21 protein-coding genes are annotated in these 26,761 nt (G+C 40.0%); 19 read left to right on the top strand and 2 right to left on the bottom strand.

Translation table 11 applies throughout. The annotated features are described in order from the left end of the window. Nucleotides 1–113: 113 nt before the first annotated feature. From ACFX4I_RS19390 to ACFX4I_RS19355, 8 genes are all read left to right on the top strand, one after another. Nucleotides 114–1,070 (top strand): sugar kinase, encoded by a 957-nt coding sequence (locus ACFX4I_RS19390; protein WP_377422432.1) that lies wholly within the window; start codon nucleotides 114–116, stop codon nucleotides 1,068–1,070. Between the two features lie 26 nt (nucleotides 1,071–1,096). Further along, nucleotides 1,097–2,107 (top strand): ureidoglycolate dehydrogenase, encoded by a 1,011-nt coding sequence (gene allD, locus ACFX4I_RS19385; RefSeq protein WP_377422430.1) that lies wholly within the window; start codon nucleotides 1,097–1,099, stop codon nucleotides 2,105–2,107. Nucleotides 2,108–2,115: 8 nt separating this feature from the next. Next, the gene (locus tag ACFX4I_RS19380) at nucleotides 2,116–3,135 is read left to right on the top strand and encodes a zinc-binding alcohol dehydrogenase family protein (protein WP_377422428.1); all 1,020 of its coding nucleotides are present in this window, start codon (nucleotides 2,116–2,118) and stop codon (nucleotides 3,133–3,135) included. A 13-nt stretch (nucleotides 3,136–3,148) separates the two neighbouring features. After that, nucleotides 3,149–3,769: a bifunctional 2-keto-4-hydroxyglutarate aldolase/2-keto-3-deoxy-6-phosphogluconate aldolase gene (locus ACFX4I_RS19375; protein WP_377422426.1), complete on the top strand. Its 621-nt coding sequence runs from the start codon at nucleotides 3,149–3,151 to the stop codon at nucleotides 3,767–3,769. Nucleotides 3,770–3,781: 12 nt separating this feature from the next. Further along, the gene (gene uxuA, locus ACFX4I_RS19370) at nucleotides 3,782–4,858 is read left to right on the top strand and encodes a mannonate dehydratase (protein ID WP_283931764.1); all 1,077 of its coding nucleotides are present in this window, start codon (nucleotides 3,782–3,784) and stop codon (nucleotides 4,856–4,858) included. Beyond that, nucleotides 4,855–5,691, top strand: coding sequence for an SDR family oxidoreductase (locus tag ACFX4I_RS19365; RefSeq protein ID WP_230303558.1), 837 nt, complete (start codon nucleotides 4,855–4,857; stop codon nucleotides 5,689–5,691). The genes uxuA and ACFX4I_RS19365 overlap by 4 nt, the downstream gene beginning before the upstream one ends. Before the next feature lie 184 nt (nucleotides 5,692–5,875). Further along, entirely contained in the window at nucleotides 5,876–6,877 is a 1,002-nt protein-coding gene (locus ACFX4I_RS19360) for a LacI family DNA-binding transcriptional regulator (RefSeq protein ID WP_377422424.1), read from the top strand. A 157-nt stretch (nucleotides 6,878–7,034) separates the two neighbouring features. Next, the gene (locus ACFX4I_RS19355; protein ID WP_377422422.1) at nucleotides 7,035–8,276 is read left to right on the top strand and encodes an MFS transporter; all 1,242 of its coding nucleotides are present in this window, start codon (nucleotides 7,035–7,037) and stop codon (nucleotides 8,274–8,276) included. Nucleotides 8,277–8,371: 95 nt separating this feature from the next. Here the strand turns inward: ACFX4I_RS19355 and ACFX4I_RS19350 are convergent, their stop codons facing one another. Next, nucleotides 8,372–9,241 (bottom strand): helix-turn-helix domain-containing protein, encoded by an 870-nt coding sequence (locus tag ACFX4I_RS19350; RefSeq protein WP_377422420.1) that lies wholly within the window; start codon nucleotides 9,239–9,241, stop codon nucleotides 8,372–8,374. A 198-nt stretch (nucleotides 9,242–9,439) separates the two neighbouring features. Here ACFX4I_RS19350 and ACFX4I_RS19345 point away from each other — a divergent pair, with 198 nt between their 5' ends. The 4 genes from ACFX4I_RS19345 to ACFX4I_RS19330 all read left to right on the top strand — a co-directional run bounded on the left by ACFX4I_RS19345 (nucleotide 9,440) and on the right by ACFX4I_RS19330 (nucleotide 14,598). Beyond that, the gene (locus ACFX4I_RS19345) at nucleotides 9,440–10,945 is read left to right on the top strand and encodes a UxaA family hydrolase (RefSeq protein ID WP_377422418.1); all 1,506 of its coding nucleotides are present in this window, start codon (nucleotides 9,440–9,442) and stop codon (nucleotides 10,943–10,945) included. Between the two features lie 44 nt (nucleotides 10,946–10,989). Further along, the gene (locus ACFX4I_RS19340; RefSeq protein ID WP_377422416.1) at nucleotides 10,990–12,003 is read left to right on the top strand and encodes a zinc-binding alcohol dehydrogenase family protein; all 1,014 of its coding nucleotides are present in this window, start codon (nucleotides 10,990–10,992) and stop codon (nucleotides 12,001–12,003) included. Between the two features lie 81 nt (nucleotides 12,004–12,084). Beyond that, nucleotides 12,085–13,572: a tagaturonate reductase gene (locus ACFX4I_RS19335; RefSeq protein ID WP_377422414.1), complete on the top strand. Its 1,488-nt coding sequence runs from the start codon at nucleotides 12,085–12,087 to the stop codon at nucleotides 13,570–13,572. Nucleotides 13,573–13,893: 321 nt separating this feature from the next. Then, complete coding sequence (locus tag ACFX4I_RS19330) at nucleotides 13,894–14,598, top strand: TerC family protein (RefSeq protein WP_230303565.1); 705 nt, start codon at nucleotides 13,894–13,896, stop codon at nucleotides 14,596–14,598. A gap of 192 nt (nucleotides 14,599–14,790) precedes the next feature. On the opposite strand, the gene ACFX4I_RS19325 is transcribed toward ACFX4I_RS19330, so the two are convergent. Then, nucleotides 14,791–16,272, bottom strand: a complete 1,482-nt coding sequence (locus ACFX4I_RS19325; RefSeq protein WP_230303566.1) for an aldehyde dehydrogenase family protein — start codon at nucleotides 16,270–16,272, stop codon at nucleotides 14,791–14,793. A 507-nt stretch (nucleotides 16,273–16,779) separates the two neighbouring features. Between ACFX4I_RS19325 and ACFX4I_RS19320 the strand changes: the two genes are divergently transcribed. From ACFX4I_RS19320 to ACFX4I_RS19290, 7 genes are all read left to right on the top strand, one after another. Next, on the top strand, nucleotides 16,780–18,612 hold the full coding sequence (locus tag ACFX4I_RS19320; RefSeq protein WP_377422412.1) for a sigma-54-dependent Fis family transcriptional regulator: 1,833 nt from the start codon (nucleotides 16,780–16,782) through the stop codon (nucleotides 18,610–18,612). Between the two features lie 253 nt (nucleotides 18,613–18,865). Then, nucleotides 18,866–20,011 carry a histidine kinase N-terminal domain-containing protein gene (locus tag ACFX4I_RS19315; RefSeq protein ID WP_377422410.1) on the top strand — a complete coding sequence of 382 codons (1,146 nt, stop codon included), beginning with the start codon at nucleotides 18,866–18,868 and terminating at the stop codon, nucleotides 20,009–20,011. A gap of 794 nt (nucleotides 20,012–20,805) precedes the next feature. Beyond that, nucleotides 20,806–22,224, top strand: coding sequence for an amino acid permease (locus ACFX4I_RS19310; RefSeq protein ID WP_377422489.1), 1,419 nt, complete (start codon nucleotides 20,806–20,808; stop codon nucleotides 22,222–22,224). Between the two features lie 239 nt (nucleotides 22,225–22,463). Further along, nucleotides 22,464–23,216 carry a hypothetical protein gene (locus ACFX4I_RS19305; RefSeq protein WP_230304296.1) on the top strand — a complete coding sequence of 251 codons (753 nt, stop codon included), beginning with the start codon at nucleotides 22,464–22,466 and terminating at the stop codon, nucleotides 23,214–23,216. 273 nt (nucleotides 23,217–23,489) lie between these two features. Then, nucleotides 23,490–24,485 carry a cation diffusion facilitator family transporter gene (locus ACFX4I_RS19300; RefSeq protein ID WP_377422408.1) on the top strand — a complete coding sequence of 332 codons (996 nt, stop codon included), beginning with the start codon at nucleotides 23,490–23,492 and terminating at the stop codon, nucleotides 24,483–24,485. A gap of 176 nt (nucleotides 24,486–24,661) precedes the next feature. After that, complete coding sequence (locus ACFX4I_RS19295; RefSeq protein WP_377422406.1) at nucleotides 24,662–25,405, top strand: Cof-type HAD-IIB family hydrolase; 744 nt, start codon at nucleotides 24,662–24,664, stop codon at nucleotides 25,403–25,405. A gap of 172 nt (nucleotides 25,406–25,577) precedes the next feature. Next, a complete protein-coding gene (locus ACFX4I_RS19290) occupies nucleotides 25,578–26,576 on the top strand; it encodes an NAD(P)H-dependent flavin oxidoreductase (protein ID WP_377422404.1) in 999 nt (332 codons plus the stop codon). Nucleotides 26,577–26,761 lie beyond the last annotated feature (185 nt).

The following is a 26,761-nucleotide window of genomic DNA, read 5'->3' as shown; positions in this document are numbered from 1 at the left end:
CAAACCGGTTTAGTACTTTACTAAATCGATTTAGCTAAAAAGTGTAATGAAAGTGATATGATCAAATGTTTTTTGTTTTTATTTGTGATTGTTCGAAAGAAGGAGGTACTGTATTGTCATCAAAATATGGTGTTTTAACGCTTGGCGACGCCATGATTACGCTAAATCCGGAAGAGACAGGACCTTTAAGATTCGTTAACCGTTTTGAGCGAAAAGTAGGAGGCGCTGAACTGAATTTTGCGATTGGCTGTGCGAGGCTTGGCATGAGGGCAAAATGGATAAGCCGCTTAGGCAAGGATGAGTTCGGTAAAGTTATATATAATTTCGCTCGTGGGGAAGGCGTGGACATGAGTGATGTTGCCTATGTAAATGGATACCCAACATCTCTTAACTTTAAAGAAATCCGGGAAGATGGTTCCGGAAAGACATTTTATTACCGTTATCAATCTCCCATTTTAACTTTAAAGCCGGGAGATATAACAGAGAAGATGTTTGAAGAGATTGATATAGTCCACCTTACTGGAGTATTTTTGGCTATAGATCCCAAAAATGTGGATATTGCCAAGAGAGTAATGGATATTGCAAAACAAAAAAATATACCTGTTTCTTTTGATCCGAATATCCGCCTAAAGCTATGGTCCATCGAGGAAGCAAGATCAGTATATCGTGATATTTTTCCATATGTTGATATTTTGCTTACAGGTTTGGATGAAATAAGATTGATCATCGGAACGGACTCTAAAGAATCTTTGGCGGAATTCGCAATGGTGAATGATATTGATCAGCTTGTCATTAAGGACGGGAAACATGGTTCAAAACTATATACCAAAAATGATTGGCATGAAAAAGAAGCCTTCCCGGTTATACCTGTAGATACTGTTGGTGCGGGCGATGGTTATGATGCCGGTTATATTTACGGATATCTTCATGGCCTATCAATTGAAGAAAGATTGACATTCGCAAATGGTGTGGGAGCTCTTGTCACCACTGTTGCTGGGGACAATGAAGGATTACCATATTTGGATGAAGTAATACCTTTCATACAGAATGAGGCTGTTATAGAAAGATAGATGACTGAAAGAAATGAGGGGGAAAAATGGCAACAGTAACGATACAAGCCGAGGAAGCAAAACGATTAGTCATACAACAGCTGACCAAAGTGGGTTTAAATGAAGAAAATGCCGGGAAAATCGCGGAAGTATTGGTTCATGCCGATCTCAGAAATGTCAATTCCCATGGTGTCTTGCGAACAGAGCATTATGTGAACCGTTTACAGGCAGGGGGAATAAATCCCGATGCCCAGATTTCCTTCCAAAAGACAGGGCCCGTTACCGGTGTAGTTGATGGAGATGATGGATTTGGGCATGTGATTAGTGACGTGGCCATGGACCATGCAATCGAAATGGCTAGAGATAATGGCGTGGGCATGGTGACGGTTTTTAATAGCAGCCATTGCGGGGCACTAAGCTATTTCGTTCAAAAAGCCGCTGAGGCAAAGTTGATTGGCATCGCGATGTCACATACCGATAAAATTGTGGTCCCGTTCGGAGGAAAAACATCATTTCTTGGTACCAACCCAATCGCTTACGGAGTTCCTGCCAAAACGAAGAAACCCTTTATACTTGATATGGCAACATCCAATGTTGCGCTGGGGAAAATCCTCCAGGCACGCGAAGAAGGAAAGGAAATCCCTGAAGGATGGGGAGTGGATGAAAATGGAGCTAATGTCACAGACCCGAATAAAGTCGTTTCCCTTTCCACTTTCGGAGGCCCGAAAGGCTATGGTCTATCCGTAATTGTAGATGTTTTTTCTGGATTATTGGCCGGTGCGGCATTTGGCCCGCATATTGGAAAGATGTATGACGACCTTGATAGGAAACGGAAGCTGGGACATTATTTTTGTGTAATTAATCCTTCGTTCTTTACGGATACTGATATATTTTTAGAGCAAATGGATCAAATGATCGAAGAGCTGCAACAGGTTGAACCTGCTCCAGGGTTCGATCGCGTATATGTACCGGGTGAGATTGAACAAATCAATGAAGAAAAAAACCTGAAACAGGGTATTACGATAGCATCAAGTGTTTATGAATTTCTTACAAAGTAGGTGGGGAAATGAAAGCGGTTCAAGTACGGAAAGCTCATGAACTTATTATTCAAGAAGTGGAAAAACCTCGGATTTCAAACTCGACGGATGTCCTTGTGAAAGTAAAAAGAGTCGGGATTTGCGGATCGGATATGCATATTTACCATGGTACGAATCCTCTTGCAACGCTGCCGCGAGTCGTTGGGCATGAAGTTGCGGGAGAAGTTGTGGAGATAGGTCAAGGTGTCGCGGGCATAAAAGTGGGGGACCACGTTGTTATTGAGCCCATCAGTTATTGCGGGGAGTGTTACGCCTGCCGTAAAGGCCGCCAAAATGTTTGTGAAAAACTTTCCGTTTTTGGGGTGCATGAAGATGGTGGGATGAGGGAATGGTTCGTCCTTCCGGAGAAACAATTACATGTTGTGGATTCCGCTTTAGCTTGGGAAGAAATCGTATTGGCTGAGCCATACACAATCGGCGCACAGGCCGTTTGGAGAGGCGAAGTGGAGGAAGGGGAAACAGTGCTTATCCAGGGAGCCGGGCCTATTGGAATTTGCATATTAAAGATGGCAAAGCTTCAAGGAGCATCAGTGATGATCACGGATTTAAGTGATGAGCGTTTGGAATTCGCTAAAGAAAGCGGCGCAGATATCACCGTCCATGCTGGAAAAGAAGATGTTCAAAAACGAGTGGAAGAATGGACGAATGGCGAAGGAGCCAACGTCGTCATTGATGCAGTATGCTTGCCGATGACATTCGAATTTTCTTTCGATGTCGTGTCAACGGCGGGGCGGATTGTCGTACTAGGTTTTGATGAACGTCCTTCATCGGTTTCTCAGCTACCAATCACAAAAAACGAAGTATCGGTGAAAGGATCTAGGTTGCAAACCGATCAGTTCCCAAAAGTGGTAAAACTTTTAAATGAAGGAAAACTCAGACATGAAGGTTTAGTTACCCATACATTTTCGCTTGATGAAATCCAGGAAGCATTTAATTTTGTTGAAAATCATCCCGAACAAGTTCGAAAAGCGATCATCGTTTTTAATTAAGGGGGTAGGAGTTATGGATAAACATTCAATCATACATCGAATAACGGAAACGAAAGTTGTAGCTGTTATCCGGGGACAGGATGCAAAGGAGGCGGCACAACTTTCTAAAGCAGCTGTGGAAGGCGGTATTCAGGCAATCGAATTGACTTATACAACACCGGGAATTGAAGAAGTTTTCAAAGAACTGAAAAATACGGATGCACTATTAGGAGCAGGCTCGGTACTTGATTCTGAAACGGCTCGGCATGCGATTTTAGCTGGCGCCAATTTTATCGTCAGCCCCTATTTTGTCAATGGCGTAGCCGAACTTTGTAATCGATACGGCATTCCCTATATGCCTGGATGCATGACAATTAGAGAAATGGCTACATCATTGGAAGCAGGTTGTGATGTTTTGAAGTTATTTCCGGCAAACCATTTTGAACCTTCTTTCATCAAGTCGGTTAATGGTCCACTGCCCAATGTAAGGATCATGCCAACCGGCGGAATTAATTTGGATAACATGAAGGACTGGCTGAATGCAGGAGCGGTAGCAATCGGGATCGGCAGTGACTTGAACAAAGCCTATCAAATTGGCGGCTATGAAGCCGCAGTGGAATTAAGCCGAAAATACATGCAAAAAATTGCGGAATAATGGAGGTGCATGATGAACATTACATTTAGATGGTACGGGAAAGACAATGATACCGTTACATTGGAGCACATTAAACAGATTCCTGGAGTGAAAGGAATTGTCTGGGCACTTCACCAAAAACCTGTTGGTGAGGTATGGGAAAAAGAAGAAATTCAAGAAGAAATTGAGTATATCCAATCATTTGGTTTTCACACGGATGTCGTAGAAAGTGTAAATGTCCATGAATCGATTAAATTGGGTAATGAAGACCGCATGATATATATAGAGAAATACAAAGAGACGATCCGGAATCTTTCGGAAGCTGGAGTGAAAGTCATTTGTTATAACTTCATGCCGATCTTTGATTGGACTCGGACGGAAATGTTCCATCCTTTGGAAGATGGCTCAACTGCCCTGTTTTATGAAAAAGCAAAAGTGGATACGTTAGATCCGCAAGATTTAATTCGTACTGTAACAGAAGCTTCAGATTTAACTTTACCAGGTTGGGAACCAGAAAAGATGGATAAAATCTCTGAATTATTCGAAGCTTACAAAACTGTGGACGAAGAGCAGCTATGGGCGAATCTTGAAATATTCCTAAAAGAAATATTACCTGTTGCCGAGGCTTGCGGTATAAAAATGGCAATACACCCGGATGATCCGCCATGGTCCATTTTTGGCTTGCCAAGAATCATCACTGGAGAGTCGAGCTATGAAAAACTGATTTCGATTTCGGATTCACCATCGAATGCGTTTACCTTGTGTACAGGATCGATGGGGGCAAACCCAGAAAATGATATGGTCCAGGTGGCTAAAAAGTATGCAAACCGTTCGCCTTTCTCCCATATACGCAATGTGAAGATTTATGAAAACGGTGACTTTGTGGAAACATCCCATCATACCCAGGATGGATCGATCAATATACAGGGCGTCGTGGAAGAATTGAATAAGCAAAATTATACTGGTTATGTCAGACCGGATCATGGCCGCCATATATGGGGTGAAGTTTGCCGCCCAGGTTACGGTTTATATGACCGAGCATTGGGAATCATGTATTTGCTCGGATTATGGGATGCATATGAAGCTACTAAATTAGGTGAAAAATCATGATTCCCATTCATGAAAACTTATCGAACAGGGTGGCAGTGATCACTGGAGGCAGCGGTGTTTTATGTTCCAAAATGGCGGTGGAATTGGCCCGTCATGGTGTCAAGATAGCTATATTGAACAGAACGGCGGAAAAAGGGCAAGAAGTGGTCGAACTCATTGAACAAACTGGGGGGAATGCGATATCCATCGCGGCAGACGTTTTGGATAGAACCTCATTGGAAAATGCAAGAGGAAAAATAATAGAAACATTCGGAAGAGTGGATCTATTAATAAATGGTGCGGGAGGCAATCACCCTGATGCCATTACAGATCCAGAGAAATATGGGGAAGAAGCAGATGGAAAATCCTTTTTTGATTTGGATGAAAATGGTTTCTCCCAGGTTTTTGCCAGTAATTTTACCGGTACATTTTTGGCCAGTCAGGTTTTTGGGAAAGAGTTATTGCAAGTGGAAGCACCTGTTATCGTAAATGTATCTTCCATGAGCGCCTACTCTCCAATGACTAAAGTACCAGCATATAGTGCTGCCAAAGCTTCGATAAATAATTTTACCATGTGGATGGCTGTTCATTTTGCCGAAGAAGGTTTACGGGTGAATGCCATTGCTCCAGGATTCTTTTTGACGAAGCAAAATCGTGATCTTCTGCTTAATGAAGATGGCAGCCTGACGGCAAGATCTAATAAAATCATTACTTCAACACCCATGAAGCGCTTTGGGCAGCCTGAAGATTTACTTGGTACCTTGCTTTGGCTCATTGATGAATCCTATTCGGGCTTTGTCACAGGAATTACGGTACCAGTCGATGGTGGTTTCATGGCATACTCAGGTGTCTGAATTCAGGTCCAATAAAAAGGCAAACAAGTGACCGTGATTAAATTAGTTCCACGGTATGGGAAATTGACTTTTTACTGCATCAAAAGGTGATTGTAAAGCTTTCCTTATTATAATAGAATATTCCTTATATATCTAAGCCACTTTGGTATTAGAGAATCGAAACCATACGACAGGAATGAATGAATTGAAAACCATTACAATTACTGATGTCGCCAATCACGCGAAAGTATCAAAAAGCACAGTTTCCCAATACCTGAACAAACGTTACGAATATATGAGTGAAAAAACCAGGAAAAAGATTGAAGAAACAATAGAAGAGTTAAACTATCAGCCTAATATAATAGCACGCAGTTTAAAACAAAAATCCACTTTTACCGTCGGTGTGGTGGTTGCCAATATCCTTCACACGTTTTCAACGCAAGTTATTAGAGCTATTGAAAACTACTTTTATGAACAAGGGTTCCATATTATCGTATGCAATGCAGATGACAATCCTGAAAAGGAAAAGAATTATATTGAAATGCTAAGAGCTAAACAAGTGGATGGGATCATCATTTTTCCCACAGGGGACAATATTGATTTATATCAACGTATGAAGAGTGATCATTTCCCGATTGTTTTCATGGATAGGACGATCGAAGAATTGGATATTGCAACAGTCATGCTCGATAATCACCTTGCTTCCAAGTTAGCGATCGACAGGTTTATTGAAAAGGGTTATGAAACCATTGCAATCATAACCACTTCAATAATACGCGATATCAGTCCTCGTATCGAACGGATCCAAGGGTACAAGGATTCACTCGCGTCACATGGGATACCATTCAATTCTGAATATATTAAAACAGTGAACGCAGACGAAATTCCGCTTGCACTTTCAGAATTTTTCGAATTGGAAAAGCCGCCTCAAGCCATTTTGGCAGGAAATGATATCGTACTTAATGAAGTGTTGCGTTATATGAAACATCACGAAATCAATATACCTGATGACATAGCGGTCATAGGGATCGATGATGTACCCTATGCCAGTTTCTATACACCGACCATCACAACGGTTAATCAGCCAGCCATTGAAATGGCCAACTTGGCAGCAGAGTTACTGCTTAGTCAAATCAATAAAACAGGAAAAGAGGATACAAGCGTGCATCGCTTGAAACCGACTTTGCTTTCAAGGAATTCTTGCTAGAACTGGATGTAAGAATTCCTGTGAAAAAGAAAGCGCTTTTTTACGGGAATTCTAAACCGATTTAGTTAAAGGTCATATAGGCTTTACTCTTGGTTATTAAATGGAAACGTTTCCAAAAATGCTGCTGCATTTATAGAAACGTATAGGGGGGTATTTTATGTTTTCAAATGGTAGAGGAATGGTTATCGTTTTCTTGTTCTTGGCAGGTGTAATAAATTATCTGGACCGATCTGCACTGTCCATTGCAGCTCCGTTCATCCAAGATGATTTATCTTTAACAGCAACACAGATGGGAATTATTTTTAGTAGCTTTTCAGTTGGTTATGCCATATTTAACTTCCTTGGAGGAATGGCGTCCGATAGATGGGGTGCAAAGATCACGCTTTTCGTGGCGATGATCGTTTGGTCTTTATTCAGTGGTGCACTTGTACTTGCTGTCGGTTTTGCAAGTATGATAATCATCCGCATACTGTTTGGGATGGGCGAAGGCCCTCTTTCTTCAACCATCAATAAAATGGTGAATAACTGGTTCCCAGCGAATCAGCGGGCATCTGTCGTTGGTTTGACGAATAGCGGGACGCCGCTTGGTGGCGCGATTGCAGGTCCAATAGTTGGATTTATTGCCATCTCATATGGATGGAGAGTTTCTTTCATTGCCATTATGGTAATTGGTCTTATATGGGCGATTTGCTGGTGGAAGTTCGTTAAAGAAAAACCAGAAGAGTCAAAAGAACAGAAACATACGGGAAAAGCTTATGTAGCGGCAACATCGGAAGGAAAGGTGAAATTCACCTTTTATTTAAAACAAAAAACGGTTTTATTTACAGCTCTAGCCTTTTTTTCTTACAATTACATTCTCTTCTTTTTCTTAACTTGGTTCCCAAGCTATTTGGTGGATGCACGCGGCCTAAGTGTAGAAAATATGAGTATCATTACTGTAATTCCTTGGATTTTTGGATTCATCGGACTTGCTTTGGGTGGATTCGTGTCGGATTTTTTCTTTAAAAAATTCGCTCAAAAAGGTGTTTTATTCTCACGTAAGCTCGTGCTTGTAACATGTTTGTTCTTATCGGCAGTATGTATCGGTTTTGCCGGACTTGTATCCACAACCGTCAGTGCGGTAACACTTGTCGCACTTTCCGTCTTCTTCCTATATTTGACTGGTGCCATTTACTGGGCAATCGTCAATGATGTTGTCGACCCTGCTAATGTTGGATCTGTTGGAGGTTTTATGCATTTCCTGGCAAATACAGCAGGAATCATCGGACCGACGTTAACAGGATACATTGTCGATACCTCAGGCACATACACAGTTGCATTCTTGCTTGCAGGTGGATTGGCCATCGTTGCATCACTTGCAGTCATCCGTTTTGTACGACCGATAGTAAAGCCTGCGTAATAGATTGTTAGAATGGAAGTGTCTCCCAAAGGAAATATCATGGGAAGACACTTCCATTTTTAATGAGTTTAACTTTTCATGTTTATTAGGCATGCCTAGCGGAGCCGATTTTCATTACGAAATGTAGCTGGTGTCTTTTCATTGTATTTCTTAAAGGTACGATAAAATTGGGGCATGCTTTCAAAACCACACATTTCAGCAATATGGGCAATGGTGTGATTCGTTTCCAGTAAAAGTTCCTTTGCCTTAATGATTCTTTTCGTATTTAAATATACGATTAAGCCAATTCCAGTCGTTTCCTTAAAAACTCTGCTGAAATGAGCGGGGCTGACCAAAGCTTTTTGTGCAAGTGTCGTCAAAGTCAATGCTTCATCTATATGTTCATTAATATAGATAAAAATATCTTTGATCCATTCTGAACTATAGCTATTGCCCTCTGGTATCTCTTCTTTGCCATTTATCCGGGTACGGTATAAATCAAGTATGATTTGATGAACGGTCAGCAAACAAGCATGCCTCGAGCCCATTGATTGGCTAGTGGTTTCATGCAGGATGAGTTGTAGCTGTTCCTCCATCTTTACTTGTTTCTTTTTCGGCAATGATATTTTATAATTCTTACTCTTTTTTGTCAGGTCAAACAAATGTAAATATGAAAAAGAATCATCAACCATATCTTTATAAATCAATGTGGGACTGAAAAAGATAATGGTGGAGGTAACAGGTTCGGCCTTATTGGGTAAAGCTCTATGAATTGTATTATTAGGGATCAGGAATACATCCCCTTGCTGCATATCATAAAACACATCACCGATAAAAAAGGTCCCCTTACCGTTATAAACATAAACAATTTCATAATAGTCATGCATATGATCGGACAATTCATTCTGGGGACTTTTCGTATCTTGATAGACAAAAGAAAATGGGAAGAGTAAATCATGATTTAAGGCATTATGAATTTTTTTCATTTCGTTCATCTCCTGAAAGTATAATACAACAAGAATGAGTATATTTATAGCAAAATATGCAATATATATTTCGAAAATTGATGTTAAAATTAGAATATATTTAAAAATTAAAAAAGTTCAAGCGAAAAATGAAAGGGCTTTCGGAATGGATTGACGTTTGGTCTTGAACGTCTTCACTCATGATAAGGAGGGGACAAAATGAATAAATTTGTTCAATTGCATTCAAATGATGATGTTGTTATTTCCTTGGAGGGGATTCATAAAGGACAGAGCCTCCAGATTCAAACGGAAGACAGGGGAATGATCTATATAAAGGCAAGTGACGACATTCCTAAAGGGCATAAAATGTTAGTGAAACCGGTAAAACGAGGGGAGGACGTAATAAAATTCGGCTACTCGATTGGAAAAGCTAAAGAAGATATCTCGATTGGCGATTGGGTTCACACCCATAATTTAACATCCGGTTTGCATGGTATATTGGATTATTCCTATCAACCTAGCAGTCAAAATACAAAAGAGCCAAGTCAAGATCATACCTTCCAAGGATATATCCGTGAAAATGGGGAAGTGGGTATCCGGAATGAAATCTGGATCATCAACACGGTTGGTTGCATCAATAAAACATGTGAAATTCTCGCTAAAATGGGAAATGAGCAGTTTAAAGATCGACAAATCGATGGGATTCATCACTTTTCCCACCCATACGGATGTTCTCAATTGGGTGATGATTTGACACATACACAAAAACTTTTAGCTGCCTTGGCTCAACATCCAAATGCAGCAGGGGTTTTAGTTGTAGGATTAGGATGTGAGAACAATCAAATCGAAGCATTTAAAGAGGTCATAGGCGAATTTCCTCCAAATCGCATTAAATTTTTAAAAGCCCAGGAGGTTCAAGATGAATTGGAGAGCGGCTTACGTTTAATGGGAGAATTAGTGGAATATGCCGAAGGGTTCGTACGCAAGCCCATACCGGTTTCAAAGCTGAAAATAGGCTTGAAATGCGGGGGTTCCGATGGTTTTTCAGGCATTACCGCTAATCCATTGGTTGGTGCAGTTTCCGACCTTATTGTAGAAAATGGCGGGACCACGATATTGACAGAGGTTCCTGAGATGTTTGGAGCGGAAACGATATTGATGAACAGGGCAAGAGATGAAGAAACCTTTAATAAAATCGTTGGCCTTATTAATGATTTCAAACAGTATTTCATTCGCCATGATCAGGAAATTTATGAAAACCCTTCACCTGGAAACAAGGAAGGCGGCATTAGTACGCTGGAGGAAAAATCACTTGGGTGCACGCAAAAAGGCGGCCATGCCACTGTAGTGGATGTTAGTCCATATGGTGAACGGGTAGTGAAGCATGGTTTGAATTTAATCAATTCTCCTGGAAATGACCTGATTTCGGTGACGGCTTTGGCAGCAGCAGGGGCACATATCGTTCTGTTCACTACGGGAAGGGGAACACCATTTGGCGGACCGGTGCCAACCGTGAAAATAGCAACGAATTCAGATTTGGCCGATCGTAAAAAACACTGGATTGATTATAATGCAGGGCAGTTGATTGAAGGTCAAAAGATCGAGGAATTAAAGGACGATTTATTCCAATACATTCTTGAACTTTCATCAGGTAAAAAGAAAACGAATAATGAAAAATTCGGTTATAGGGAGATAAGCATCTTTAAAGAAGGCGTCATTCTCTAACAGGTGTACATATCTATTAAGATACTAAAAAGGAGTGTTATTCAGTGAAAAGTATTGTTTGTGAACAACCTTTTGAATTTAAGATAATCGAGTCGGAGAAACCGGTTCCAAACTCAGGCGAAGCTTTGGTTCGTGTGCGGCGCATAGGAATATGCGGTACGGATATTCATGCCTATGGAGGTAATCAACCCTTTTTTAGCTATCCTCGAATACTTGGACATGAATTATCCGGTTATATTGAATCCATACCGGAGAATGAATCAGGGCTGAATGTCGGAGATCAAGTATCGATCATCCCCTATATGGAATGTGGAAAATGCCTGGCTTGCAGAAGTGGAAAAACGAACTGCTGTACGGATATGAAAGTTTTGGGTGTACATTCTGAAGGCGGCATGAGTGAGTGGATGACGGTTCCTTATAATCATTTGGTGAGAACAGAGGGTCTTACACTTGACCAATCAGCAATGATAGAGCCTTTTAGTATAGGGGCTCACGCAGTTAGGCGCGCTGCTATTCAAAAAGGGGAATTTGCACTGGTAATTGGTGCTGGTCCAATTGGCTTGGGAGTCATGGCATTCGCTAAAGAACAGGGTGCGAAGGTGATCGCAATGGATGTAAATGATGAACGCCTTGCGTTTGCTGGCAAATGGGCAGATGTCGATTATACGTTGAACGTTTTGGAGAATCCAATGGAGGAATTAGCCCAATTGACAAATGGAGATATGCCAAGCGTGGTATTTGATGCGACAGGTAATGCTAAGTCAATGATGGATTCATTTAAATATCCTGCTCACGGCGGAAGGTTGATTTATGTTGGGTTAGTTAAAGCGGATATTTCCTTTAATGATCCTGAATTCCACAGTAAAGAGCTTACATTAATGGGAAGCCGTAATGCAACAAGGGATGACTTTGATTATGTCGTGAATACGCTGAAGAATGACAAGCTGGATATGGGCCAGTATATTACACACCGCACACATTTGGATGAAATGATCAATCAGTTTGAAGGGTGGTTAACTCCTGAAGCTAAAGTGATCAAGGCTATCGTCGAAATTTAAGCATTAGGTATGCTGTCATAAGGGCAACCTCTAAATCGCACTCCGAATTGGATATTTCAATAAGAAAGGAGTTCTTTGATCATGGACATAAATAAATGTCAACTAAAGAGTCTGAGTAAAGATACAAAAGCTGTCCAATATTCACATATGATGGATTTTCCCATAAAAGTATTGCAGATTGGGGAGGGGAATTTCCTTCGAGGCTTCTTTGATTGGATGATTCATGAATGTAATAAACAAGGTCATTTCATGGGAAGCATTGCAGTTACCCAGCCTCGCCGCGCCGGAAAAAGGAAAATAGAGGAAGTGAAGCGGCAAGATGGACTGTATACATTAATGTTACGTGGTTTTCACCAAGGGGAGAAAATGGAACATGCAGAGATCATTTCCGTTTTTTCGAAGGTAATTGATCCATATGAAGATTGGGTGGAATTTTTAGCGTTATCAGAAAATCCTGAATTGGAATTTGTAGTTTCCAACACGACTGAAGCAGGGCTCAAATACCAGCCGATTCCTTTGGAAGAAGGAAAGCCAATTGAATCTTTTCCAGGAAAACTGACAGCTTTTTTGTATCATCGTTATCTGCATTTCAACGGAGATGAGAAAAAAGGACTGATCATGCTGCCATGTGAGCTTTTAGAGAGAAATGGTGATTCATTGAAGCAATGCGTTCTTAAGCATAGCAGGGATTGGGATTTACCAAAGCCATTCATGAAGTGGGTGGACCGGGACAACCTATTCCTAAACTCGCTTGTAGACCGTATCGTTACAGGATTCCCAGCCAGTGAGTCGGAAAAACTTTTTACGGAATGGGGATATAAGGATACTCTGCTAAATACGGCAGAACCCTACCATTTATGGGCTATTGAAGGTGACCCATGTATTGATCACCGTCTTCCTTTACAACAAGCAGGCTTAAATGTGCGTTGGGTAAAAGATTTAACATCTTATCAAATGAGGAAGGTACGGATTCTTAATGGTTCTCATACCTTGATGGCTCCTTTAGGCATTTTATCTGGAATGGAAGAAGTAAAACAGGCAATCGATCATCCGGAATTCAACCAATTTCTGCGCAATGCCATCGAAAAGGAAATAATTCCTTCATTACCTTTTGATCAAAATGAGATGATGTTATATGGGGAAAGTGTTCTTGAGCGATTTAAGAATCCTTTTGTACATCACCTCCTGGCCGATATTTCGCTGAATAGCATTTCGAAGTTCAAGGTCCGTCTCCTGCCTACCTTAGAGGAATATCATAAGGCGCAAGGCAGGCTGCCTGCCTGTATCGTACGAGGTTTTTCAGGCTTGATCCGATTTTATAAGGTTCGCGAAGTGAAGGAGAGTTATATTGGTAAAAGCTTTGCGGGTAAAGTCTATGTCGTTAAAGATGATCTAAGCACAATTGAATTTTTCAAGGAACAATGGCTTCGTTATGATAAGGGGGAAATCCCGCTTAGACAATTGATAGAGGCAACCTTAAGTAATCAATATCTATGGGGGAAGGATTTGAGCGATATCCCGAACCTAGGAAACGAAATATGCCAATATCTAGAAGGGATGATTGACTGAAATAATCCGTTGAAAGGGTATGGGCAAGTTAAGTTCATGAATATCCTGCCTATCTCTCATTTTTTTCTTTATTTTATTTGTATTTTTGGTATACTGAATTAGTGATATTTTTTCTTGGTAGTTTCCTAATGGAAAGATATTAAAAGAGTTACATATTCTTTATTCCCGTGAAGGGGAGTAGCGTCAGGGATAACCTGAAATAAAGTCGTCATTACGTGGGAATCCCACCGGCTTTATTGGCCTAATTCATTTAGTGCTTAGCGAGACCTTTGCCATTTATGGCAGAGGTCTCTTTATTTTTGTATAAAGGAGGAAATAGTGTTGGATTTTTTAACAGGTGAATTCATTTCAGGACTTTTAGCGATCATTATGATAGATTTGGTTCTAGCCGGTGATAATGCGATCCTTATTGGATTGGCTGCAAGAAAGCTTCCAAAAGAACAGCAAAAAAAGGTGATAATATGGGGAGCGGTCGGGGCAATAGTGATAAGGATCATTGCAACACTGCTGGTTGTCGTACTCTTAGAGGTGCCTGGACTGCATTTAATAGGCGGATTACTTCTTGTATGGATCGCTTATAAGCTTCTTATTGATGAAGAAGAACATGATGTGAAGCCTGCGGACTCGATGTGGGCTGCCATAAAAACGATCATTATTGCAGATGCTCTGATGGGATTGGATAATGTCCTAGCGGTTGCAGGTGCATCACATGGTAACTTCACTTTAGTGGTAATCGGTCTACTTGTTTCCATACCGGTAGTGATGTATGGAAGCACTTTAATCATTAAACTGATAGAACGTTTCCCATTCATCATTATAATTGGTGCGGGAATACTAGGCTGGACAGCTGCTAAAATGATTGTAGCTGAACCCTTCATGCTCGACTACTTTGCAAATCCCTTCATTAAATATGGATTTGAAGCGATAGTGGTGATTGGAATCCTGGTTGCCGGGACTTCAAGACAGAAAAATATTGAAAAAGAAAAAGCAAACAGAGAAAAAATGCAAATCGAACGTAATGGATAATGGACACAAAGAGACCTTTCGAAAATGAAAGGTCTCTCTTTTTGTCTAAGCCCATAAGTTACAAAACAAGAAAAAGGTGTACCAAAGTCCACACTTTGGTACAGCCTTTTACAAATTTTCAAGGAAACGATAACATGCATTTCAAACATGATATCTGAGCCGAATGATCATATGGAGCGTTCACTTTTTTATTTAGTTTAAGTTAATCCATACACTTTTGACTTCCGTATAATTTTCCAAAGCATAACTGCCCATTTCCCGACCAATTCCACTTTGTTTATAACCGCCAAATGGGGAAGCTGCATCAAAGGCGTTATAGCAGTTTACCCAAACCGTACCTGCTTTTAATTCATTGGCCACATAATGGGCTTTTTTTACATCTTGTGTCCATAAACCTGCAGCCAATCCATATTCTGAGTTATTTGCACGGTTTATCACATCATCCAAATCATCAAAAGGCATTGCAGCTACAACAGGACCGAAGATTTCTTCTTTAGCGATCGTCATTTCATCTTCAACGCCTGCAAATATTGTAGGTGTTACAAAATAGCCCTCTCCTTGTCCGTATTTGCCCCCGGTAACCACTTCAGCTCCTTCAGACTTTCCTTTTTCAATATAACTGCCCACTCGTTCCAATTGTTCACTGGAAACCAATGGCCCTATCTGTGTAGATGGATCAAGACCGGCCCCTTGTTTAATGTTTTTTGCATGAGACACCAAGTCGGCTACCACGTTGTCATAGGATTTCTTTTGAATGTACAGGCGGGAACCGGCACAGCAAACTTGTCCTTGATTAAACATGATGCCCATTAAAGCACCAGGAATGGCTTTACTCATATCTGCATCCGGTAGAATGATATTAGGTGATTTCCCGCCTAACTCCAACGAGATTTTTTTCACAGTTCCCGAAGCTTGGCGCATGATCATTTTCCCTACTGAGGTTGAACCGGTAAAGGCAATTTTATCGACATCAGGATGGTCTACAAGCGGTGACCCTGCTGTTTCCCCAAATCCAGGGATGACATTGAGAACGCCAGGAGGAAAACCTGCTTCAAGCGCCAATTGACCTAAATATAATGCTGAAAGCGGCGTTTGCTCCGCTGGTTTTAACACGATCGTACATCCGGTTGCAAGGGCGGCACCTAATTTCCATGCGGCCATAAGTAGAGGGAAATTCCAAGGGATGATCTGTCCTACCACTCCAACTGCTTCATGACGGGTATAATTGAAGTAATTCCCAGCAACAGGTATTGTTTGTCCTACTATCTTAGTTGTCCATCCAGCATAATAACGGAAGTGATCGATTGCAAGGGGGACATCGGCATTAGTGGTTTCGCCAATTGGCTTGCCATTATCCAAGGTATCCAATTGTGCTAACGCCTCTTTATGTTCCTCCATGAGGTCCGCTAATTTATAAATGAGGCGGCTGCGTTCCGATGCACTCATTTTTTTCCAAGGACCGTCGTCGAATGCCTTACGGGCTGCTTTGACTGCTTTATCTACATCTTCCGGACCTGCTTCACTCACGACCGCTAAAACCTTGCCGTTTGAAGGATCGAGAGTCTCAAAGGTTTTTCCTGAAGCAGCTTCCACCAATTCTCCATTAATCAAAAGCTTTTTAGTGCCCTTCAAGAATTCCTGCACTCGTGGATTAAGTTTAATCGTTTGTTCCATGTATAATACCCCTTTTCATTTGGATTTTAAGTTCGATCTTTGTTCGGACAATGGCGTTCCTCTAAGTAAAGGATCAGGCAAGATCTTATGTTTTTGTTACAATTCTCTTTGGCTGCCTTGCAGCAAGTCAGAAAATTTTTAAAAACTGGATTACTTGATTCTTTCCCCCCCTTATCAAAAGGAATCAATTTCTCGACATGTAATTATGCAAGTCTTATGCCATAACAAAAAATCGATGAAACCAGTTAAAAGATGGTAAAGCGATATTGAAAGGTGCCATACTGTTCCATATTGGAACAGGCAGGTGTTCCAATATGGAACAAAAAAGTTTAGCAGTTCGCATAAGGCCGTTTTCATTTTGGTGAATATCTGAATTTTCTGTTATAATTAACCTGAATGAACGAACCCTGAATGCTTTGAAACTTTGAATTACATAGAGTTTCATTTATGAAATTGGATAAAAAACAGTAGCCGATTACTCGATTATACATACGGGAGGATTATTCAATGTCTGTTAATATAAGCGCGGATAAAGGAACAATACCGGCATTTATTCAAGAATCATGGCAGCGGTGCATTTCGAAGGGACTTCAGCCAAGCATGATGGATAAGGAAGATATGCTTGGTGCATTTGAGTTGGCCGAATACCACGATCGATATGCCGAACTCCTGTACCATTCTTCCCCCATTTTAGAAGAAGTTTATCGCTCGATTAATGGGTTGGAGTCGATTTTATTACTTGCAGCTCCTGAAGGATATATCATCGAAACAGTTGGGGATCCAGCTTTCATTCGCCATGCAGATAATGTTTCCCTAAGGAAAGGGGCCAATTGGCTAGAGGAATCAAAAGGAACAAATGCAATAGGGACAGCCATAGTAGAGAAAAATCCTGTATTGATCCATGGCAGTCAACACTTTCATCAAGATAACCATTTCCTCACTTGTGCCGCATCGCCCATATATCACCCTGATGGGCATCTGCTTGGCGTTTTGAACTTAAGCAGTCATCAACAGAACTACCATCCTTTTTCCATTAGCTTAGTTCAAAGGGTGGCTGATAGCATCAAACAAGCACTCTTATTGTCCCATACACAAAAAAGGGAGAAAAACCTTTATTTTATATATGATTCATACCCTGATCCGTTAATTACCCTTGATAATGAGGGGAAAGTTACAGATCTCAATTTAGCGGCATCACATGTTATCGGTACATTGAAAAAACCGGTATCGAATATAATATCAGGAACAGACCCACTTGTTTTGGAACAGAGGGTTTCAATTAAAGACCAGGAATTTTTGGTGCAAACCCTTGGAAAAAATATGGAACATCAATCATCCGTGATCGTTCGGTTAAAAAAACAAAAATTGATTGATGGTTTAACAACTAATCGTTATCAATTTACAGATATATTAAGTAACGATCCGCAAATGAATCAAACCATATCCATTGCAAAAAGAGCTGCAGCGCTTGATATCAGCCTGTTAATCACTGGAGAAAGCGGAACGGGAAAAGAACTGTTCGCTCAATCCATTCATGGGGTTAGCTTAAGAAGTGATAAGCCATTCATCGCCATCAATTGCAGCGCAATTCCCGAAAATTTATTGGAAAGTGAGTTATTTGGGTATGAAAAGGGTGCCTTTACTGGCGCAAAAAGCGGCGGGCACAAGGGGAAGTTCGAAGCTGCCGATGGCGGAACCCTTTTTTTGGATGAAATCGGGGACATGCCGCTTCAAGCTCAAGCGACTCTGCTCCGCGTGCTTCAGGAACGATGTGTGACGCGTGTCGGCGGACACGCTTCCATTCCAATCGATGTAAGGGTCATTGCCGCCACCAACAAAGACTTACAAAAAGAAATTGAAGCTGGAGAATTCCGTGCAGATCTATTTTTTCGCCTTTGTGGATTATCTTTAAAACTTCCAAATCTGAGGAGTCGCAAAGATTTATTGCTGTTAGCAGAAAACATTTTAGCGGATTTACCCTATAAGGGAGAACATACCGAACTAACTGACGAAGCTAAAACATTCATTTTGGAATATTCATGGCCAGGAAATTTCCGTGAATTGCAAAACGTACTGGGACAGGCTGCATTCCTAGCTGATAATGGCCCGATTACAAGGGACTTGCTTGTGGCACTTTGTCCTGTTCCTTCCATTACACATGAGGAAGGGGCAAATGCCGATCAAGAACCAAGAAACTTTCAAGAACAAGAAATCCAACTTATCAGAAATGCATTGGAACGAACAAATGGAAATATCAGTAACGCCGCGAAACAACTCGACATCGGCCGAAATACGCTTTATAGAAAAATGAAAAAATATGGAATCAACTTTCAAAAGTAAGAGTTTCTTAGTATATAAAAAAACATGAATGATGAGTTTACATTTTATGAAGATCTCAGATTCTCGACCTGATTTGGTCGGTTCTTTGGTATCGCATGTAAACATATGCGGACCAGCATACCTTGTCTCCTTATAAGCTACATTTCACCTTAAAGAACAATAAATAATGAAGTGCAGAAAATCAAAATCTCATATAGAATGATGTTATTGATATAGTATCTAAAATTCCGTAAGGGGATGTGTGGTCAATAGTATGGAGTTGTCATCTGAACATAAGAAGTATAAAAATGTATTGATTCAATATTTGGAAGAAAATGAATCTGTGTTTTTAAATGAATGGAACGAGACTATAAAGATCAATGAAATAGATCCCTACAAAGAAAAGATTAAAGAAAATGGTTATGGGATGTACTCACTGGTCATCCAAACGTTCAAGGAGGTATTGTCTGAAGATGTGCTGATAAAATTGGCTTACCAGGTTGCAAAAGAGCGACTTGAAGCAAATATCAACATTGGGGATTTTCTATATAATATCAATTTGGGGAGAAATATCATAATCAGAAATCTTTTTGGAGCCAATATCCCAATTAATTATATGCAGAAATTCATTAATGACATCAACTTGCACTTTGATACGTTCAGCTACCATGCAGTAACGAGATATACGAATCTTACAAATGAAGTGATTGAGGAGAAAAAGTCTTATATTAGTGAAAACCACAAAGATAAATTAGCGGTACTGGGTCAGATATCATCAAGCTTCGTACATGAGTTCCGAAACCCTCTTACAGCTATCATGGGGTTCAATAAATTACTGAAAAGGGAGAACCCGGGCTTGAAATATTTAGATATCATTGATTATGAGTTAAATCAGTTGAATTTCAGGATAACCCAATTCCTCCATACCTCTAAATCAGATTTTAATGAGGAACAAAGAGAAGAAATTCCCGTGTTGAAGTTAATTGAAGAAATTCAAGAACTGACTTATGCAAATATTGTGGATGCCAGTGTTAATGTGGAAATAGATATTTATCCAAACTTCGTCATGACAGCGAGCAAGGATGGGTTAAAACAAGTGTTCTTGAACCTTTTTATAAATTCCATTGATGCCTTAAAGGATAAGGAACATCCGAGGATTTTGAGGATAAGCTCTTTAATTGAGGCGAATGAAAGAATAATTAGAATTTCAAATAATGGACCGGCCATCGCCAGTGAATTGATCGAATCTATTTTTGAGCCTTTTGTCACAACGAAAGAGTTAGGAACGGGAATTGGATTATACGTATGTAAAAAGATCATTGAAAGTAATGCTGGATATATGAATTGTGTCTCCAATGAAAATTTAACCACATTCAGTATCCATTTCCCCACAGTTCAGAATGAATTTATGAGGGTTTAATACATATCATATAGTGACACTACATAAAGCATTATATACTTATCGATATTTTTCGAAGCTTGTACATAAATCTTTGATTAATAGCGGAAGGAAATTCTGGTTTTGACAGTATTTTACAAAATGATTCTCAGTGAAAATAAATTTATTTGGAAGATGCCAAGAAATCATAATTTGGATTTTAGCATCTTTTTTTTTATCCCTGCTATTTTTTAGTATATATGTGTGTCGAAATTTTAAAAGGAAACAATTAGATTGTCATTTTTAATTCAATTGTGGATCAAAAAGGATCGATAATTAATATATGAATCATAAATCGGAGTAATGATTCAATAATGAATCGTTTTAAATTCATAAAAGCGTTAAACCCCATTAAAATAACTATCCTTTTTTTGGCATGGATATTGCTTTTATTTAGTATGTATAAAATTTTAATAAAAGAGGGTGAAGAGCGAGGAAAAAAATAATAGAGCTGGGTAACTATATTTTTTACATAATAGGACTTCACTCAACAAAATGCAAATAGTGCAAAATCAACAAAGATCATTGTACTTTCCGTGTATTCCGTTGAGGGGCTGAGGTAGTAGTAGGGAGTATAAATAGAAAAGCGGTTACGGTTAATAGAGTTTTTGCTGTGCAATATACATATACCGATTGTGAATTTGACCTCATTAAAATGAATGATGAAACGGGGATAGGACTGTAAACATTGTTTTTGAATGAAAGATTTCTACTAGGGTACCCATGAGCAGTGGTTTACTGCTTACAAAACGGTAAATTGACAGTTTTAAAGGATGGTGACAATAGTGGCACTTCAAACAAATGAATTGAAACACGGTCTAAAGACCAGGCATGTCACAATGATTTCTATTGGCGGGGTAATTGGGGCAGGACTATTTATTGGAAGCGGAACAATAATCAATTCAGCAGGACCTGGGGCTATTTTATCGTATATAATCGCAGGATTGATGATCGTGCTTATAATGCGTATGCTGGGTGAAATGGCTGTGGTAAACCCTGATAGCGGATCCTTTTCAACATATGCACATCAAGCATTTGGTCCCTGGGCCGGATACACGATAGGCTGGTTATACTGGTTCAACTGGGTTATCATCATTGCCATCGAAACTACGTTATTAGGTACTATGATTCATGATTGGTTTCCTGGCATACCTATATGGGCTGCGAGTCTATCTTTCCCTATATTAATGACGGTTACGAATATCTATTCAGTCAAAGCTTATGGGGAATTTGAATACTGGTTAGCTTTCATGAAAGTGGCTGCCATTGTAATATTCCTCTTCCTGGGCGCCGCCATGATTTTCGGATTTGTTCCAGGATTCGATTCACCAGGCCTCTCAAACATTACTGGGGATGGAAGGTTTTTGCCAAATGGTTTTCTGCCTGTCCTCCTTAGTGTGATATTCATTACCTTCTCTTTATCAGGAAGTGAAGTAGCTGCCATTGCTGCAGGGGAGTCTGAAAATCCTGAAAAAAATATTATTAGAGCCATAAACAGTGTTGTATGGCGTCTCCTTCTTTTCTTTGTTGGTTCAGTGGCTGTGTTGGTTCTCGTAATCCCCCAGGGGGCTGAAGATTTACTAAAAACCCCCTATGCCAGCGTATTTGATATGGCAGGCCTCCCGGCAGCGGGTCAAGTCATGAATATCGTAATCTTCATTTCATTGCTTTCGGTTTTGAATTCAGGGCTATATACAAGCTCTCGTATGTTATATTCTTTATCAAAAAAAGGTGATGCACCGAAAATCCTTTCCCGTGTGAATAAGAGGGGAATCCCGATTTGGGCGTTGATGGCAAGTGTTTTCTTTGCTTATGTGTGCACGACATTTAAATTTGTTTCCCCTGATAAATTGTTTGCTTTTCTCGCTAACAGCTCGGGAGGAGTCACTATGATCATGTATATCTTTATCGCCTTTTCCCATCTGTATTTGCGGAAAAAGACGGAAAAAGAAAATCCAGGGACACTCAAAGTGAAAATGTGGCTATTCCCTTATTTAACCTACGCGACTATTGCCGTATTATTTATTATATTCGTTGCTCAGGCGTTTATTGATTCCATGAGATTGCAATTCTTTCTTACAACCCTTCTCACGATTCTAGTTATTGGGTCATACTTTCTGTTTTATCATAATAAAAACGTAATTATTCCTGAACAAGAAGGAAAACTAAAAAAAATTCACGTTAAGGAAGGGTAAGGAATGTAGTCCTTTTTGTCCGATTATAGAAAGAAATGATTGACTATTCAAATAAAAAGGCTGCTCTTAGTGGGCAGCTTTTTTTCTGGTTCAAAAATTGATCGCATTCATTTAACGGGGAGGAAATTAAGCGTTTTCGGAATTGTGACTGCTATCAACCCATTATGATACTCATTCATTTGCAACTTTGAAATCCTTTGCTAGAATATAATCTATAGAAAAGATTAGGAGTGGTGACTGTGGCTGAAACTCCAGCTGAAGATTTGATACATTATATTGCACCAAAAGGAGAGTATATCCCTTTTTTAGATGATACGGACTATATCGCTAAAGGATTGGAATGGAAATTATTCACTGCCCGTTCGGTAAAAAGAGAACTAATATATAAAAGCGGCAGTTTTCAAGCTAAAGTCAAATTGGCAGGTTATGAACAATATGGAAATGGTCTTGACACTGTAGTTGTTGAATTTGAAAATGGTAAGCTTAGTTGCATTCACCCTTCCTATTTAAAGGAAATGCAAAGCACCAGTTTCGGAAAAGAATTGTTGAGTGGACCGGTTTCCGAAATATCCGCAGATTCAAGTGAAACTGAGCAGGTGATGGAAGCACCAATTCCGGAAAACTCCGATCAGCTAAGTGCAGAACCAAAAAAAGCAAAAACCAAAACTAAAAAGACGACTGCAAAACCTAAATTGGACTTACCTGGGGAAAAAGTGCATTTCACCGCAACGGTCAAGGAGTTCACGGCGAAAATGAACCATTTCACTGGTGAAGAAGATGAAGTCATACTCTTGGAGAATGTCATAGTGACAACGGAACCTGAATTGACTATAGGCGATGCTTGGTGTGGATATAGCAAGACATTAAAAAAAGCTGAGCTCGAAGAAGGGGACGCAATCGAATTTGATGGAAAAGTGGTCGACAAAAAATACAATAAAGAAATACGGTATAAAGTTAATAATCCATCTAAGTTAGTGAAAAAGGAGATGTAAGCTGAAGTTCTTGAATGATAGGGAGTAAGCCGCCGCTTACTCCCTTTTTTTGTTGTTTTTATCAGTTTTCAAAAGAAATGAATCGTTCATGTGAACTTATTAGAATAGATGAGTCCATTCCTGGAATATATTCGTTTGTGGGAGTTACAACTTATAACCATTAAAACCAATCGTATAGTTAAGGGTTTCGCTTATGTGGTTTCATATTTTCCAGTGTTGGGGATAATACATTATGATAATGGATTTATAAAAAAAGATTAGGGGGGTTTTTATATGAAAGAGTTATTTCGGTTATTAAAACAAGGCAATAAATCGGCGTTCATTGCTGCCTGTGTGAATAGTATCATCGCTGTGCTTAAGGGGATTGCTTATTTCATGACAGGGAATGTCGCTATGTTTGCCGAAACTTTACATACTTTGGGCGATGCTGCGAATCAGTTTTTCGTCTTCATTGGATCCGCACTAAGTAAAAAGTCTCCAACTGATCGATTCCCTGATGGTTTTGGACGTTTGGTTAACCTCGTATTATTAGGGGCAGTATTGGTTGTCGGGATCATGTCTTATGAAACGATTAAAGAAGGGTTCCATCACATTTTGCACCCTGTAGAATCAACTGGTATCCTTATTAACTTGTCCGTCCTTTCGTTAGCGGTTGTGTTGGAATCATATGTATTATTTAAAGCGATGAAAGAAGTGGTGCATGAGACTGGAATCGAAGCTAAAGGAGCAGCCGTCATATTTAAGAGCTTCGCTGGTTTAAAAAGAGCAAAACCGGCGACGAAATTAGTATTCATGGAAGATATGGTAGCAACCGGTGGTGGGGTACTTGCGATAATTGCCATTTTATTAGCAAACTTCACGCCCTTCATCCAAGCGGAAGGCGTTGCTTCCGTCATGATCGGTCTCGGTATGTTCTATGTGGTTGGTAGGGTTTTTCTTGATAATGCTGCAGGTGCTCTTGGGGAAGCCGATATTGAAATGCGACAAAAAATTGGAACTATGGTCATGGATGATCCAGACGTAAGGGATATACAGAAACTGGCCGTAATCAAAGAAGGGGAAGACTTTCATGTTGAACTTGAAGTTGAACTTGATCCCCATATTTCAATCGGCCAGGCGGATGACATTAAAGATCGGCTGTTTAATGAGATATTCAAGGAAAGAGGGGTAACGGATGTCATTATAGAATTTGATGAAAATGATGGTATCCCAAAATGGGAAGGTCAGATAAAAAAAGAATTGAATGAAATGAAAAAAGAAAGGGAGTAGAGTATGTCTAGAATGGCAGAATATAAAGTGGCCGGATAAGGATATTTGGTTGATTATAAAAATAATGAAACGAATGGTAATGCCTGTTCAATTATTCACGTACTTTCCTTGCGTATGCATTATAAGCTATCATGGACTTAGTTACATAAAGAAGGATTATGGAAGGGTGAATAAGAATGAAGGAACAAGATATTAAGCTGGTAGCACTTGATATGGATGGCACGCTTCTCAATAAGGCTGGAGAGATATCCCAAGAAAATCGGAGAGCGATAAAAGAAGCAGAAAATCAAGGGATTTTTGTTGTATTGAGCACAGGAAGATCCTATGCGACATGCAGTGATTTTGCAAAGTCAATGGAACTCCAATCATACCTCATTACCGTAAATGGAAGCGAAATATACGATAATCAAGGAAAACTGGTGGAAAGGAATATCGTCGATAGTGAGTCCATACAATGGATGTGGGAATTAAGCCAAAAACATGGTACACATTTTTGGGCAATTAGTTGCGATAATATATACAGGGCTGAAATGCCTGAAAAAATCCATGATTCGCAATGGCTTAAATTCGGTTTTGATACAAGTGATGATAACGTCCGCCAAATCATCATGGATGAACTGGCATCAAAAGGAAACTTTGAAATAAGCAATTCTAGTCCAACGAATATTGAAGTGAATGCCATGGGCGTCAATAAAGCGAAAGCAATAAAGCTTGTATGTTCATTGCTCGATATTACGATGGATAATGTTATGGCAGTGGGTGACAGCCTTAACGACCTTGCAATGATTTCGGATGCAAAAGTGGGTGTGGCAATGGGAAACGCCCAAGAAATTGTGAAAGAAAAAGCAGATTGGGTTACAGCAACAAACGAAGAAGATGGTGTGGCTAAGGCCATTCGTAAATGGGCGCTTTCAAATTGAATCGACACTGTATATGGGATGTATTCCATATACAGTTTTTTTATTGAAATGGCGCTGCATGACAAGTTAATTCAGCTGCTGAAATAATTTCTTGAAAATTGTGTATTTTAGAAGTATGATAATCTTGTAGTGTTATATTTTGGTAATATATTAAAATGGGAGGGTTTCATAGATGACAAGAAGTTTGCCTGAACAGTGGTGGAATCAATTATCTTTACCAGTTATCTCAGCACCTATGTTTTTAATATCCGGTCCTGAGTTAGTGAAAGAATGTTGCTTGAATGGGGTGATCGGCTCTTTTCCAGCACCGAATGCGCGGCCGATTGAGGTACTGGATCAATGGATGAGTGATATAAACGACACATTGATTGCAGCAAAGGGTAAAGAACCTGGCTCGAAGATTGCTCCATGGGCAATGAATATGGTTGTTCACCGTACATATAGCCGTCTTGAAGAAGAGTTGGAATTGGTCAAAAAGCATCAGCCTCCCATCGTCATTACATCATTAGGCTCACCAAAACATGTGGTGGATGTCGTACATGGCTATGGCGGGTTGGTCTTTTCGGATGTCAGCTCCGTGGATTTTGCAAAAAAAGCTGCGGAGTCAGGTGTGGACGGATTAATCTTGGTTGCTGCGGGAGCCGGTGGTCATGCTGGTGAAATAAATAGCTTTGCTTTCGTGGACAGCGTAAGGACATTCTGGGACGGAATCATTTTGCTTGCCGGATCCATCAGTACTGGTCACAGTATCTTGGCAGCTCAGGCTGCAGGAGCGGATCTTGCATATATGGGTACACGCTTTATCGTGGCAAAAGAGAGCAGGGCCAATGATGAATATCGTGAAATGCTTGTCGATTCTGATCATGATGACATCATCTTGACTGATGCATTTTCAGGCGTTAATTGTAATATGCTGAAACCGAGCATCAGAAAGGAAGGATTGGACCCAGAACAATTAGCCAAAAAAGAAAAAGTCGATTTTGACAGCATGTCCAAATCATCTGAATCTAAAGCGTGGCGTGATATTTGGTCAGCGGGTCATGGCGTAGGGGCGATTAAAAAAATAGATACCGCTGCCGGCATCATAAAACAATTAGAAAAAGAATATCAGCAATCCTTAAAGAAACTGACCGGACAGGCGGAAAAATTAAAAGGCATTATATCAAAATGATATGTAAGCGCTTTATTTAATTATGCTAATATAGCTAACTAAGGGTATCCATTAGGGATACCCTTCAGTTTGTAGACAAAAGGGGTTCGGAATTAAAAAATTCTGAAACCCTTTTGAAATTCCCTTTGAATTTTCGCCTAAAGTTAAGAGATTGGGGCTCTACGAGCCCACTATGTTAGGCCATT

Source organism: Peribacillus sp. YIM B13472 (assembly GCF_042788005.1).
Taxonomy (GTDB): Bacteria; Bacillota; Bacilli; order Bacillales; family DSM-1321; genus Peribacillus; species Peribacillus simplex_E.
The sequence above is the reverse complement of the archived record's forward strand: the minus strand, read 5'-3'. Positions and strand labels throughout refer to the sequence as shown.

What these genes read in the sequence shown, in the direction of transcription:
- ACFX4I_RS19325 (WP_230303566.1), bottom strand. Translation starts at nt 16,272, where the DNA reads ATGGAACAAACGATTAAACTTAATCCACGAGTGCAGGAATTCTTGAAG.
- ACFX4I_RS19295 (WP_377422406.1), top strand. Translation starts at nt 24,662, where the DNA reads ATGAAGGAACAAGATATTAAGCTGGTAGCACTTGATATGGATGGCACG.
- ACFX4I_RS19345 (WP_377422418.1), top strand. Translation starts at nt 9,440, where the DNA reads ATGAATAAATTTGTTCAATTGCATTCAAATGATGATGTTGTTATTTCC.
- ACFX4I_RS19315 (WP_377422410.1), top strand. Translation starts at nt 18,866, where the DNA reads ATGGAGTTGTCATCTGAACATAAGAAGTATAAAAATGTATTGATTCAA.
- ACFX4I_RS19380 (WP_377422428.1), top strand. Translation starts at nt 2,116, where the DNA reads ATGAAAGCGGTTCAAGTACGGAAAGCTCATGAACTTATTATTCAAGAA.
- ACFX4I_RS19290 (WP_377422404.1), top strand. Translation starts at nt 25,578, where the DNA reads ATGACAAGAAGTTTGCCTGAACAGTGGTGGAATCAATTATCTTTACCA.
- ACFX4I_RS19300 (WP_377422408.1), top strand. Translation starts at nt 23,490, where the DNA reads ATGAAAGAGTTATTTCGGTTATTAAAACAAGGCAATAAATCGGCGTTC.
- ACFX4I_RS19355 (WP_377422422.1), top strand. Translation starts at nt 7,035, where the DNA reads ATGTTTTCAAATGGTAGAGGAATGGTTATCGTTTTCTTGTTCTTGGCA.
- ACFX4I_RS19375 (WP_377422426.1), top strand. Translation starts at nt 3,149, where the DNA reads ATGGATAAACATTCAATCATACATCGAATAACGGAAACGAAAGTTGTA.
- allD (WP_377422430.1), top strand. Translation starts at nt 1,097, where the DNA reads ATGGCAACAGTAACGATACAAGCCGAGGAAGCAAAACGATTAGTCATA.
- ACFX4I_RS19365 (WP_230303558.1), top strand. Translation starts at nt 4,855, where the DNA reads ATGATTCCCATTCATGAAAACTTATCGAACAGGGTGGCAGTGATCACT.
- ACFX4I_RS19335 (WP_377422414.1), top strand. Translation starts at nt 12,085, where the DNA reads ATGGACATAAATAAATGTCAACTAAAGAGTCTGAGTAAAGATACAAAA.
- uxuA (WP_283931764.1), top strand. Translation starts at nt 3,782, where the DNA reads ATGAACATTACATTTAGATGGTACGGGAAAGACAATGATACCGTTACA.
- ACFX4I_RS19320 (WP_377422412.1), top strand. Translation starts at nt 16,780, where the DNA reads ATGTCTGTTAATATAAGCGCGGATAAAGGAACAATACCGGCATTTATT.
- ACFX4I_RS19350 (WP_377422420.1), bottom strand. Translation starts at nt 9,241, where the DNA reads ATGAAAAAAATTCATAATGCCTTAAATCATGATTTACTCTTCCCATTT.